The sequence below is a fragment of the uncultured Veillonella sp. genome (assembly GCF_900545795.1).
GTDB lineage: Bacteria > Bacillota > Negativicutes > Veillonellales > Veillonellaceae > Veillonella_A.
On record NZ_URAR01000001.1, the window covers coordinates 57510 to 71642 of the forward strand.

11 protein-coding genes are annotated in these 14133 nt (G+C 40.7%); all 11 read right to left on the bottom strand.

All coding sequences use genetic code 11. The features are described 5' to 3' along the window. Positions 1-46 precede the first annotated feature (46 nt). A complete protein-coding gene (locus QZR90_RS00185) occupies positions 47-1549 on the bottom strand; it encodes a hypothetical protein (RefSeq protein WP_295787318.1) in 1503 nt (500 codons plus the stop codon). A 4-nt stretch (positions 1550-1553) separates the two neighbouring features. Beyond that, positions 1554-2768 carry a hypothetical protein gene (locus QZR90_RS00190; RefSeq protein ID WP_295787321.1) on the bottom strand — a complete coding sequence of 405 codons (1215 nt, stop codon included), beginning with the start codon at positions 2766-2768 and terminating at the stop codon, positions 1554-1556. A gap of 370 nt (positions 2769-3138) precedes the next feature. After that, complete coding sequence (locus tag QZR90_RS00195) at positions 3139-4773, bottom strand: ABC transporter substrate-binding protein (RefSeq protein WP_295787323.1); 1635 nt, start codon at positions 4771-4773, stop codon at positions 3139-3141. A gap of 315 nt (positions 4774-5088) precedes the next feature. Further along, entirely contained in the window at positions 5089-6180 is a 1092-nt protein-coding gene (locus QZR90_RS00200; RefSeq protein ID WP_295787326.1) for a M42 family metallopeptidase, read from the bottom strand. A 165-nt stretch (positions 6181-6345) separates the two neighbouring features. Next, positions 6346-7146, bottom strand: coding sequence for a M55 family metallopeptidase (locus tag QZR90_RS00205; protein ID WP_295787330.1), 801 nt, complete (start codon positions 7144-7146; stop codon positions 6346-6348). A gap of 26 nt (positions 7147-7172) precedes the next feature. Beyond that, the gene (locus tag QZR90_RS00210) at positions 7173-8174 is read right to left on the bottom strand and encodes an ABC transporter ATP-binding protein (protein ID WP_295787334.1); all 1002 of its coding nucleotides are present in this window, start codon (positions 8172-8174) and stop codon (positions 7173-7175) included. Next, positions 8174-9178, bottom strand: coding sequence for an ABC transporter ATP-binding protein (locus QZR90_RS00215; RefSeq protein WP_295787336.1), 1005 nt, complete (start codon positions 9176-9178; stop codon positions 8174-8176). Before QZR90_RS00215 ends, QZR90_RS00210 begins: the two co-directional genes overlap by 1 nt. A 12-nt stretch (positions 9179-9190) precedes the next feature. Next, positions 9191-10099, bottom strand: coding sequence for an ABC transporter permease subunit (locus tag QZR90_RS00220; RefSeq protein WP_295787340.1), 909 nt, complete (start codon positions 10097-10099; stop codon positions 9191-9193). Between the two features lie 10 nt (positions 10100-10109). Continuing rightward, positions 10110-11030: an ABC transporter permease gene (locus tag QZR90_RS00225; RefSeq protein ID WP_295787343.1), complete on the bottom strand. Its 921-nt coding sequence runs from the start codon at positions 11028-11030 to the stop codon at positions 10110-10112. Between the two features lie 195 nt (positions 11031-11225). Next, positions 11226-12857 carry an ABC transporter substrate-binding protein gene (locus QZR90_RS00230; protein WP_295787348.1) on the bottom strand — a complete coding sequence of 544 codons (1632 nt, stop codon included), beginning with the start codon at positions 12855-12857 and terminating at the stop codon, positions 11226-11228. 26 nt (positions 12858-12883) lie between these two features. Beyond that, positions 12884-14002: a P1 family peptidase gene (locus QZR90_RS00235; protein ID WP_295787351.1), complete on the bottom strand. Its 1119-nt coding sequence runs from the start codon at positions 14000-14002 to the stop codon at positions 12884-12886. Positions 14003-14133 lie beyond the last annotated feature (131 nt).

Consider the following 14133-nt stretch of genomic DNA (forward strand, 5'->3'; position numbering starts at 1 on the left):
TAACACTCCTTTAATGTCCTTATTTTTTAGATACAATTACAATTCATTAAACAGCATAATTAATCTGACTACCATCATACAGCTTCCGCAAAGCTTCTCGATACACTTCCATATGCACGGTCTTGCGACCTTCCTCCAAGTCAATGTGAAGCCAAGTATTGTCTACAAGTTCCACACTGGCATAGTAAGTTTCACCATAAGGGGTAACATACACATGGTCACGGCTATGAAGTACTGAATAATCTTGCGGATTCTCAAATTCTTCTATAGGTATGGCTTTCTTATACGTATAGCCTTGTTCATCTAAATAAGCTTTTACGATTTCTTCCAGCATTTTTGAAGTAGCTACACGTACATTGCCAAAGCGACCATTTAAAATTTCTAGCGCTTCATTATACTCTAGCTTTTCTCTAGCAATTTTATCTATTCTACAATCTAAACTATCTACCCGTTTAAAAATACTAACTAATACATTTTCTCTCCTAGTATCTTGATTGCAGGCGATAAAATAATCACCACTTTTAGAACGATAATGCATATCCCAAGATTCATCAGCATTGATTTTATTATATTCAATCTTGAGGATTTCTTCATCACCCAAATAGTCTCGAATTGCATTAGTAAATACAGTTTCAGTGTCCTTCGTCTTCATAATCAGACGCCGAACTGTATGAGTAAAAACAAATTCAATGGTCCGCTGATGCTCAAAAATTCGTTCTAGCACTCGTTCTATATGTAGTCTCCTCGACTCGCTAAAAGCCAATAATCGCTGCGGTGCATGCATCTCATAAAACTTAATGTCAAACTGCTGTTTAGTCCCTTCTTTGCCAACAGTCTCAGTCATTTCAAGAGTCTCTACATTAGGCATGCAACATAAAAATGCCTCGCCGAATACATCGGTGCCCACTAATTTAGACGCCAATGTATTATACCGACTGCTTACCGGCTCACCCCCAATCAAATGACTGCGTTCTAACTGGGCCACTTGATGGCGAAATGTAATAACATGAGTACCGCCACCGCTGACGCGATTCGCTGTAAAAAAGAGCATCTTAGTTGCACTCCAAAGCCCTTTACCAACAATAGCTAACATCTTGGTGCCAGTCTTCACAACAGGCTTTACGCCTTCAGAAAGCGTATCCATCCAAGAACGCTGTGCTTCGTATAGAGCTTGTTCTTGTGCTACAAGTTGAGGGTCCTTCCGATATACAATAACTAATTGCGCCTTACAAGTCGTATCTGCCTTAGCACTTCCTGTTATCTCAGTTTCCCGGTCTAACGCAACGGTTTCGCCTCTCTGTGCTACATTTACTTCACCCAGCTCTACATCTTTATCTTCCAAGGTTAGAGCCTTTATTCCCATTGCACCTTTAGGAAAATAATACTCTATATATTCAGTCATATTCTGTGGATCAAAATCTTCTACTGCTTCATTATAGACTTTATCGTGAATACCTAGCTTCATCACATAAAACTTAGGGCGAAGCGGACTTCCTGCTATGCCAGTAGAAAAACTATTTTGTTGTATCAATCTCTCATCATCTATCATATGCTTATCTTGCTTCATACTCTTTTTTCAACAATTCCTCATACACTTTCATATGAACAATCTTCTTTTTCACTTCTATATCAATGTGCATTTGCGTGTCATCAACTAACCATATACTAGCGTAATAATTATCCTTATAAGGCAAAATGCTCACATAATCATCTTTCCAATCAGGGTCCTCTGGATTTGCTTTTTTATACTCATAACCAGTGTCCTGAAGATATTGTTTTACTACGCCTTCTAGGGCCTTCCCCATGGCTACGCGTTTATTTACGAATCGGCCATTTAAAATCCCCAATGCTTCCATAAATTCCATTTTCTTCAAGGCTGCTTGATCAAAGGCTTGATGTAACACTTTAACCCGTCTAAACATAGTCACTTCTATATGATTGGACTTGGGTATATGAGTACATTCAATTAAGTACAAGCCTTTAGCACTGCGATAATAGATAACATGAGACTTGTCTTTATTTATAAAATCATGTTCCACATGTAAATCTACATCAGTTTGAGCTACTTGTTTTAAAATATTACAAAATACCCGATTCATGGAAGGACTACCTAACGCTAGCTTTCGCACTGTACGGCCTGTTGTGAAATCCAACTCCCGCTGTGGCTCAAAAGTTTGTATTAATTCCTTCACTAAATCATCTTTAATACTTTCAGGGATGCCCTGCAAAGTATACTCTTCATCGTTCTTCACTGCCAAGCAAATAAATGCTCTATCCGTAATAATAATCTCTGTTGGTGCGCTTTCTGAACTAGTATAAAAAGAAATAGCAGGCCCTATAATAGATTCTTTAATAGCCTCCCTATCAGAACCTATGGTAGAGACTCTATTAGAGCCCTTAGTAGGCTCTGAAGGCTCTTCTACACTACATGACTTATAGGCTGCGCTGATTTCTGCCAACTTAGTAGCCATAGGATTAATAGGGGCCTCATTATCCATATCATAGACAAGGACTAATTTAACCTCTCCCCCTTGTAACTCGCCAAGCTCATAAACACCTATATGATCGTCTGAAATATAATGATGGATGTATTCTCGAATATTATCCACTGGTACACCATCTACAGTTTCGATAATAATATCATGATATAGCCCCAGTTTCATTACATAGTACTGAGGCTGTATATCTCTATTCATTGTTAAGCGATGAAATGTTACTTTTTCATTGGCCATCGTACTCACACTTTCCTGGACTGCGCTAAAATTCACATACGTATCCTAATACTATACTATTCTCCATAGACCTATAAAAATCCCTCTTTCTTGGGCAGGTTTTATTATGATATTTTTGTATCCTATTCATGAAATACTTCCGACCATAAAAATATGTACGAAACTACATACACTACCGTCACATCACTTCACTATGCTTTACAGTTACAATCCCACCACTTCACCACAGTTCATACTCAACATCATATTTCATCTCCACAGCACTATGGCACTTCATCATCACCACCTGCCAAGTAAAATAAAGAAAACCGCTCGCGCCAAGTGCTTTAAAACTTTCTTACAAGAAGCTTCAAATTTTACACCTATGCGCCAGCGGCCATAAGAACTACTATTTAATTATTAATTTTTACTCAGCCATTCTTGCTTTAGACAAGTTAATGCTGTTGTCAGGATACATTCTGACGCCATTGATCTTGTTAGATGTAGCCCAAGTACTGAAATCATTTACCATTGGAATCATCGGTAAATCTTTCCAAACTAAATCTTGTGCTTTTGCATAAGCAGCCGCACGAGCTGCATCATCAGAAGTAGTAAGACCGGCGAGTAATAAAGCATCCATTTCAGGATTTTGGTAGTAAGCTAGATTATAGCTTTTTGGTGGAATGGAAGTAGAATCTAAGATTGGACGCATGCCCCAATCAGCATCACCAGTGGATGGAGACCACGCGGCCATGTATAGATCATACTCTGCATCTTTACCTTCGCCTTTAAAGCCTTGTACCTTTTGGTTTACAATAGCACTTTCCATACCATTAATTTCTACATCAATGCCGATATTGGCTAATTGTTGTTTATAAAATTGCGATTGTTTTTCATTAGTACTTGTATTGTACATGAATAATTTAAGTTTCAAGCCATCTTCATAGCCTGCTTCTTTAAGCAATGCTTTCGCCTTTTCTACATCATATGGAATTGGATCATTTGCTTTATAATATTGCACATCAGGACCAACTACTGATGTCGCTACCGATGCTAAACCATTGCGGACAACTTTAATATAGTCTTCCTTGTTAATTGCCATTGCAATAGCTTGACGGACACGCACATCGCTAAGAGCTGGTTTTTGCGTATTCATGAACAAGTAACGAACGCTAATCCCTTGTACTTTATCTACATGTACATTATCGCTTTGCGCTAAGGCATCATAACTTTCACTCGGCACATCAAAGGTCATTTGTGCATCCCCAGACTGAAGCATAGCAACGCGGCTAGAGCTTTCAGCTACAGGCTTAAATGTAATTGTCTTAAAGCCCGCATCAGCAGGAACTAACGCTTCTCCACCAGCAACATCTTTATTATAACCCCACCAGTTTTTATTCAAAGCCAATGTTACATGGTCACCTGGTACCCATTCAACAAATGTATATTGACCAGTCCCCACTGGATGTTTAGCCGCGGCATCTAAGCCTGCTTCTAATTGTTTAGGACTCATCATCACCATAGCAGGATGCGCCATATTATTTACGAACGCACCAAATGGCTTATTGAGGGTAAATTTGATGGTGTAATCATCAATTTTTTCTACTTTTTCAATAATGCCAGACACGAAGGATGTACGTTTTAAGCCTAAGCTTTTATCCATCCATTTATTCACATTAGCAATGGCTGCATCAGCATTCCAATCTGTGCCATCAGAGAATTTTACGCCTTTACGCAAAGTAAATGTGTACTCTGTTGCTTCTGGATTCGCTGTATAGCCAGTGGCTAACATAGGACGTAATTTCATATTATCATCAAAGCCATAGAGGCCATCCATAACGAGACGTTGAATCCCACCCGATAAATTATCACTCGTATCCATTGGATCCATAGTTGTAATATCTACAGCCACCGCAGCGACTACATCTTTTTGTTGCGATACAGACTTACCTTCTGGAATATCCACAAGGCCCGTAGTGCCTGAGCCACCGCCACAGCCTGCAAGCGCTAGCATAGCCATCATAGCTAAGCCAACTAAGCCTGTTAGCTTCATTTTTTTCATAGGTTCCTCCTCTTTCTCAATCATACACTTGCTATTTATTCTATATCGTTATTATACATAAAAAGCAAATGTAACATTCTATTCCTACTATTATAATAGTAATTCTTCCTCATATAAAATTAACATATATCCATCATAATTACAAGTTTTTTAATGAAATCTAAAAGCCCTTAGGACGTTTCCTAAGGGCTTTTCATTGTGCTTATTTATAAAAACTCATATCAACTAAAACAGACTACCAGTCTCGGTCAAACTTAGCATTCACAACTTGTACCAGCTATTAATTTAAATCTCATGTCATATAAGACAAGCTCACTAGTCTAGTACATCTTGTCGTAAGATATGACGCACCGTCTTCTCATCTAAAGCACCAATAACAGCGGCAGCTAAGTCAGATGCTGCTTCTAAATCACTCATAGCACAGTAATTATAATGAGAGTGTACATAGCGCGAAGGAACTCCAATGACAAGGGTAGGCACTGCTTTTTCGGTTAAGCTAATGACACCTGCATTCGTGCTACCACCACGGCGCACAGTTTCTTGAATAGGAATGCTCAATTCCTTAGCCACTGTTTCAGCTAACTCAACGAAGGCTGGATTAGAAATATAACTCTTATCAAAGAGACGAATCTGCGCCCCTTCCTTCATACGCCCTTGTGCTTGCGTAGCCGCTACAAAGAAATCATCCGATGGGGACCCTTCAAACACTATAGCTAAGTCAGGCTTTACAACTTGGGCCGTTACTTTAGCACCGCGCATGCCCACCTCTTCTTGTGCGGCAAAAGCGCCTACAATCGTCACCTTCGGTGCCTCATCTGCAGCAAAGACCTTATCCATAGTATCAATAATGCAAGCACAACCTGCTCTATTATCAAAGGCTTTACCAAAGCACACGCCAGTTTTCTCATTATAGTCAAATACTACCTCTGGCACTATAGGATCACCAGGAGCAATGCCAAAAACGCGTTCCGTTTCATCACGGTTCGTTGTGCCTACATCAACCTTTAAGTTTTCAATCGCAATGGCTTGTGAAGCTCGCTCTGCGTCCGTCATAAAGTGTACCGGCTTAGCAGCAATAATACCACGATGCAATTCGCCTTTTCTATTTCTTACTAACACCGTATGAGCTGGCAAATTCGTAGGATGAAAACCTCCTAAGGTGACGATTGATAAAGTGCCATCATCATTAACCGCCTGCACCATAAAGCCACATTCATCTAAATGGGCATCGAGCTGTACTACAAAGGGACAACCTTCATTCTTAGGCTTGCGAATGTATGTATTAAGCATAGCATCGTGAGCAATAGCATACTCTTTTGTATGTTTAGCTACAGCGCGTACTACATCTTCCTCAAACCCACTTGGGCCAAAGGCATTACTCAAATCACGGATTAGTTCAACCTTCATAGGACAACCTCCTCTGAGATTTCTCTCACTCATCATGTACTAAAGGGCTTATTTCATCTATTAAAAAACTTAATGCATCTATTAAAGAGCTTATTTCATCTATTAAAGGACTAAATTCGTTTATTAAAAATCTTAGTTCGTCTATTAAAGAGCTTAGTTCACCTATCAATAAACCACGAAGCTATGAGCTGTGGCAATATCTAGCCAATGGGGACTTTCAAGGCGAATAGTAAAGTCTCCTACCTGTTTCATACCCGGGTAAAATGACATTTTGTACGCTCTCTGCCAATCTTTAAAAGTCACTTCATACACAAAATTCTTTGGCATTGGTAGTTTCGGAGCATGTCGATAATTTTGAACGGCTAAAGCTATACCCTTTTGTATGCGCTCTTCCACAATGGCTGGTGCTTCACAATAAGTAGCACCACCAACACCATGCTTAGTTTCAGCTGTTACTATATGAGGCAAAAATTCTTTAGCCCCTTCACATATGGCGCGATCTCCCGAAATAAAGATAGGTGATACACCCATACTAAGAGCCGTATAAGAATTGAGCATGCATTCACTCATCACTTCGCCATTTAAGCGAATATATAAACTTTGCCCCGTGGAGGTATGACTACCACTAAAATTTACATCACCAGCCGCTGCATGATACCCAATATAGGCCACCGCATCAAAGCTTTCATCTAGACCTACCATCATATTATAGGGATGACCACTCTTACCGCGTATTAATGTTACATAAGAAGGCATCTCCAGTGGATCAATATTATTGGCGCCCCCATGGCCATCTTTCACTACAATTTCAGCAGCCCCTGCCTCATAGGCCGCCTCACAAGCTAAACGCACTTCACGTGTCATTTGGCGGCGCATATGGTCATAACCAAATTCACCTATATGACCTTCCTCGCGAAATGCCCAGCCTGCACAGCCCTCTATATCTGCGCTAATAAATAATTTCATATATATCGCTCCTTACCCACCGAGTATTATGACTCAGCAGCTTGTGCCTCCAATTTATCATCATATAAATGGCAATATACATAATGGTCAGGACTTGGCTCATAGCGCTGCGGTGCTACTGTTTCACAAATAGGCATGCGCTTTGGACAACGCGTATGGAATTTACAACCTGATGGTGGATTCGTAGCAGATGGAATGCTTCCCTCTAAAATAATACGCTTCCGCTTTACTGTCGGATCGGCAATTGGCACCGCCGACAATAATGCCTTTGTATACGGATGAAGAGGATTTTTATAAATCTTATTCTTATCCCCCGCTTCCACGAAATTACCTAAGTACATAACCCCAATACGGTCGCTAATATGCTCTACTACGCTGAGGTCATGAGCTATGAAGATATAAGTTAAATTTAAATCTTTTTTAAGTTCATTTAACAAATTCAACACCTGGGCCTGAATAGACACATCTAGAGCCGATACGGGCTCATCAGCAATGATAAGCTTAGGCTCTACTGCCAAAGCTCTAGCAATGCCAATACGCTGACGCTGACCACCGGAAAATTCATGAGGATAACGATTCGCATGATATGCATCAAGACCTACTCGACGCAACAAGTTGACAACGCGCTCCTCTAATTCCTTGTCATTTTTAGCTAAATTATGAATGCGAATAGGCTCTGCTATAATATCAAAAATGCTCATACGAGGATTTAATGAAGCATACGGATCCTGGAAAATCATCTGAATCGTCTTGCGAATAGGGCGCATTTGCTTGCGGTCAAACTTAGATATATCTTGCCCATCTAATACAACGCGGCCTTCTGTAATAGGGTCTAAGCGACATAAACCACGCCCCAAGGTCGACTTACCACAGCCAGACTCGCCTACAATACCAAAAACTTCGTTCTCTCGAATATCAAAGGTGACGCCATCCACAGCTTTCACAACGCCCCCTTTACCAAAGAAGGTTTCACTAGCCAAAGGATAGTATATTTTTAAATCTTCCACTTCTAAAATATTCTTTGCCATTATGCTTCACCTCCTTTAACTTCATTGTCTGGGGCATTTAACCAGCAACGGCTAAAATGTCCTTTGCCCACTTCATAAAAGCCCGGTTCTTCTTGCAAGCAGCGCTCAAAGGCATGTGGACAACGAGGAGCAAATTTACAACCTGCTGGCATACGTCGTGGATTTGGCACATTGCCAGGAATAACAGTTAATTCCTCTACCTTTTCGCCTAATTTAGGAATGGATGCCAATAAACCTTGTGTATAAGGATGGGCCGTATGACCAAACAAGGAATACACATCTGCCGTTTCTACTACGCGACCACAGTACATAACGGCTACTTGGTCACAAATCTCTGCCACCACACCTAGGTCATGGGTAATAAATAAAATGGACGTGCCAATTTTTTCTTTTAAGCGATTCATCAAGTCTAAAATCTGTGCCTGAATTGTCACATCCAGTGCCGTCGTAGGCTCATCGGCAATGAGCACTTCTGGTTCACAAATAAGCGCCATAGCAATCATAACGCGTTGCCGTTGACCACCGGATAATTGGAAGGGATATTCCTTCATCATCTTATCAACTCGTGGCACACCGGTCATTTCTAAAATATTGCGGGCTCTATCATAGGCTTCTTGCTTCGATAAACTTTCATGATTTTTAATGCATTCTATCAGCTGGTCTCCAATAGTCATAACAGGGTTTAAGCTCGTCATAGGCTCTTGGAAAATCATGGAAATGCGCCCACCGCGTAAATCGCGTTTCTTAGACTCGGGAATGTTAAGGATGTCATCACCATCGAGCAGAATTTCACCTTCTACAACCTTCCCTTTTGTACCCATGAGCAAATTCATAACAGACAAGGCTGTTACACTCTTACCACTCCCGGACTCACCTACAATACCTAACGTAGAGCCTTCCTCTAGCACTAAGGACACATCATCTACAGCTTTTACTACTACATCATCAGTAATAAAATGAGTATGCAGATGCTTTACTTCTAAAATTTTCTTCTTTTCTGCCATCTTGCATACCTCCTATTCTGTCAATTTAGGATCTAGTGCATCGCGAAGACCATCACCTAAAGTATTGAAACTTAACACGGTAAAGAAAATCGCAAGCCCAGGGAAAATTGTTGTGTAAATATTTGTGGCAATATATTGGCGTCCATTCGATAATAATAGCCCCCACTCTGGAGTTGGCGGCTGTGCCCCCATCCCCAAGAAACTAAGGCTTGATGCAGTTAAAATCGATGTACCAATAGACATAGTATACTGCACAATAATATCAGGAATCGCGCCTGGCAAAATATGTTTAAATAAAATTCGCGCATCTGAAGCACCTAGATTGATGGCTGCTTTTACGAACACAGACTCTTTAATAGCCATCGTGCGACTGCGCACAATACGGGCAAACGTGGGTGTTGAGAAAACGGCTACAGCAATAACAACATTGTATAGACCACTCCCTAAAATCGCTACAATGGCAATAGCCAAGATAATGCCAGGGAAGGCAAATAAAGTATCGCAAATGCGCATTACCACCGCATCAATCCAACCGCGATAGTAACCACTAAGCAAGCCTAATACAGTGCCAGTCACAGCACCAATGGTTACTGCCGATAAGCCTACAGCCAAAGAAATAGGTGTACCTAAAATAATACGGGAGAATAAATCGCGCCCAAATTCATCGGTACCAAACCAATGTGTACTACTCGGCCCTTGTAAAATAGCGGAATAATCATATTGATTTACATCAAAAGGAACTATCAGCGGTCCAATGAATGCGAGCACAACTAAAAACAAAATAAAGCCAAGCGCAATTACAGAGTTACGCTGTTTTAAAAAGCGCTGTGTCATCACCTTCATAGGTGTTTTTATTTCTTCATGCATATCCATAGCTGCACCAGGAGCCCCTGGCTGAATGGTTTGTAATTTTTCACTCATACGGAACCTCCTAGGACAATTTAATTTCAGGATTTAAAGTCGCATACAGCATATCAACTAAGGTATTAATAATGATAAACTGTGCTGAGAAAATTAAAATCAAGGACTGAATAGCCGGATAATCGCGGTAGTTTACTGATTGAATCAATAAAGAACCTAATCCAGGAAAGGCAAATACAGCTTCTACAATAACGGCACCACCCAATAAGAAACCAAATTGAAGCCCCACAACAGTTACTACAGACAACATAGAGTTTCTAAACGCATGCTTCCAAACTACTACATTTTCAGATAAGCCCTTCGCCCTCGCTGTGCGAATATAATCTTCCTTCAAGGTTTCCACTATAGAGGAACGAGTAAAGCGCGCAATAATAGCAGCAATACTTGTACCTAATGTAATGGCCGGCAAAATATAACTTTGAAAGCCTGCTGCGCCCGTCGTAGGTAACCAGTGTAATTTAACACTAAACACCATAATTAAAAGGAAGCCCATCCAGAATGAAGGCATGGAAATCCCTGATACGGCTGTAGCCATGCCGGTATAATCTTGCCATTTACCGCGATTGCGACCAGACCATACACCTAACACGACACCAGCCACTGTGCCCCAACCAAGACTTAGGAAGGTTAATTTTAATGTATTGCCATAGCGATAGCCTACTTCCTCTGCTACTGGTCGTTTAGTACGTAAAGAAGTTCCCAAATCGCCTTGTACCACGCCAGTAATGTATTTTAAATATTGTGTGGTCACTGGTTCGTCAAGACCTAATTGAGCCCTCACGGCTAGCACATCAGCTTCCGTAGCCTGTTCACCAGCTACTAATCGGGCAGGATCACCTGGTATTAAGCGCACAAAGAAAAATACGCAGGTCGTTACTAAAAATAAGGTCAATATCATGCCCAGCAAACGGCGTGACGTATATTTAAGCATAAGGACCTTCTCCTTTCAAACAATGAGTATCTAAAAATGAGTAGACCACCAGATGCACTGGTGGCCAGACTCTATTTATATTTTATCAAACATACTGCGGCTATTCCAGCCTAAAAACGCAAATTTCCACTATTGATGAACAATGTATGAAATCTTTGCTCTATTTGTAAAACTATCCCCAATTGCTTTACTTCCTTACTCAGCCATGCGCGCTTTAGACAAGTTAATACCATTGTCTGGGAATAAGCGTACATTCACAATCTTATTGGAGGTTGCCCAAGTAGCTGGTTCATTAGATACAGCTAACATTGGAATATCTTTCCAGAATAAATCCTGCGCTTTCGCATAGGCTTGCTTACGCGCTTCATTATCAGATGTAGTTAAAGCTGCTTGGATGTAAGAATCCATTTCTGGATTTTGATAGTAAGACAAGTTGTAATTAAGCGGTGGGATGGACTCGGACGCTAACATTGGGCGAATACCCCAGTCTGCATCACCAGTAGATGGGGACCAACCTGCAATATAAAGGTCATATTCCGCATCTTTACCTTCACCTCTAAAGCCTTGTACCTTTTGGTTAACAATAGCACTTTCCATGGAAATAATTTCCACATTAATACCTACTTCAGCTAATTGTTGTTTGTAGAATTCAGCTTGCTTTAAGCTTGAAGTTGTATTGAAAATCAATAATTTTAACGTTAAGCCATTTTCATAGCCCGCTTCTTTAAGAAGTGCTTTAGCCTTGTTCACGTCATAAGGAACTGGGTCATTACCTTTATAGAACTGTACATTAGGACCAATAACGGAAGTAGCTACTGTACCTAATCCATTGCGAACTACATTGAGGAAGGCTTGTTTATCAATACCATGAGCAATAGCTTGGCGCACGCGAATATCGCTAAGCGCTGGTTTTTGTGTATTCATGAACAAGTAGCGAACTACGATACTTTCAATTTGTTCTGCTTTAACATTAGGGTCTTCTTTTAGCGCTGAAAAACCTTCAGTTGGTACATCAAAGACCATTTGCGCATCGCCAGATTGAAGCATTGCTACACGGCTCGCACTTTCAATAACTGGTTTAAAGCTAATGGACTTAAAGCCCGCGTCAGAAGCTACGATAGGTTCACCACCAGAAACATCTTTGTTATAGCCCCACCATTCTTTATTAAGTTCTAATTTTACATGATCACCAGGTACCCATTCAACGAATTTATACTGACCAGTACCAACTGGTTGTTTCGCTGTTACATCAACGCCTTGTGCCAATTGTTTAGGGCTCATCATAACCATTGCTGGATGTGCCATGTTATTTACGAAGGCACCAAATGGTTTATTAAGAGTGAATTTAATTGTATAATCATCAATTTTTTCAACTTTTTGAATAACATCAGAGATAAAGTTAGTGCGTTTTAAGCCTAAACTCTTATCGGTCCATTTATTCACATTCGCAATCGCTGCATCGGCATTCCACTCTGTACCATCAGTGAATTTTACCCCTTTACGCAAAGTAAATGTATATTCTGTAGCTTCTGGGTTCGCTGTATAACCAGTTGCTAACATAGGCTTTAATTTCATATCATCATCAAAGCTGTATAGTCCGTCCATAATCAATCGTTGAATACCGCCCGATAAAGTATCGCTCGTATCCATTGGATCCATTGTAGTAATATCTACCGGAATGGCTGCTACCACATCTTTAGACTGTGATACAGATTTGCCCTCTGGAATCGTAACGGCTCCAGAATTGGAGTCCGAGCCGCAGCCAGCCAAGAAAATTGATGCTGCGAGGACTAGGCCACACAAGCTTTTCCACTTAGATTTCTTCATAACATTCCATCTCCTTTACCCACAACCTAATGATTCTCTCTATTGAGCCACTTCATCAACACATCTTTAAAGCTCACATAACCATGTCCATCTTTTGTTATAGCCCCTTCAGAGGCTATTAAAGAATTTAAAATTGCTTCATATGTCGCTTCTGCTACGCCTAGAAAGGCTGGATTTAAGGCATCCTCGCGGATAACTTGCTCCATTTGAAAATCTGGCCCCTCATGAGGCTTTCGGTTAGCCGTAGTAAAGCCAATCATCACTTCACCACTGCCATGCCCTACATAAGCGCCAGTGCGCATAATGCCTACGGCAGCATGCTTAATAATCCGCTTCAATTGCCGACTATTTACTGGTAAATCAGTAGCCACAATGACCATAATAGAGCCTTGATCACATTCACTATAATCAAACTGTGTAAGCCTTCTGGTAGAAGTCTCATCAGATGTATGTGCTTCCTCAGTTAGCTTACCATTCTGATCTAGCCACCATTGTCCCAAGGATTGGCCCTGCAAAACAAAATCTTCTGTAGCACCGAAATTGCTCTGTACTAGTACGCCTATCGCATATGACTGGTCATTCACTTCGATGAGTCTAGAAGCAGAACCGATGCCACCTTTAAAGCCAAAACACACGGTGCTGCGACCCGCGCCTACATCACCTTGTTCAAATCCTTTTGATGCCCTATCAAGGGCTACCTTCACTTCGTCACAATTAATAACGCGTTGGCTAATATCATTGAGTTTGCTATCATTACATTCTCCCACCACTGGGTTAATAGATTGAACTGTCACACCCTCTGCTTTACATCTATCAAGAATGTATTGATTTAATGCATCGCTCACCTTGCCTACATTCAAGGTATTCGTCAAGGCAATTGGTGTTTCTAAGCTGCCTAATTCATCAATCTGCATAAGCCCTACAGATTTGCCAAAGCCATTTTGCACATATGTAGCGGCCGTCAGTTTATTTGTGAACGGATTGTCTTCACAAGGTACAATCACTGTCACTCCAGTTCGCACCGCCTCTGCATTAACCGTACAATGCCCGACGCGAACACCTGCTATATCAGTAATTGAATTGTTAGCGCCAGTAGGCAATCGACCTAAAGATATAGGAAACTCCCTAATTCTAAGGTCCGACACAGAAACACCTCCCTCCACAACAAAAGGACATTTGTATTTCTATAAGATATCATAAAATCTATAGAATTACAATATATGAGAGTGGATAAAGGAACATGTATACATTATATTTTTGTCTAAAACATAAAAAG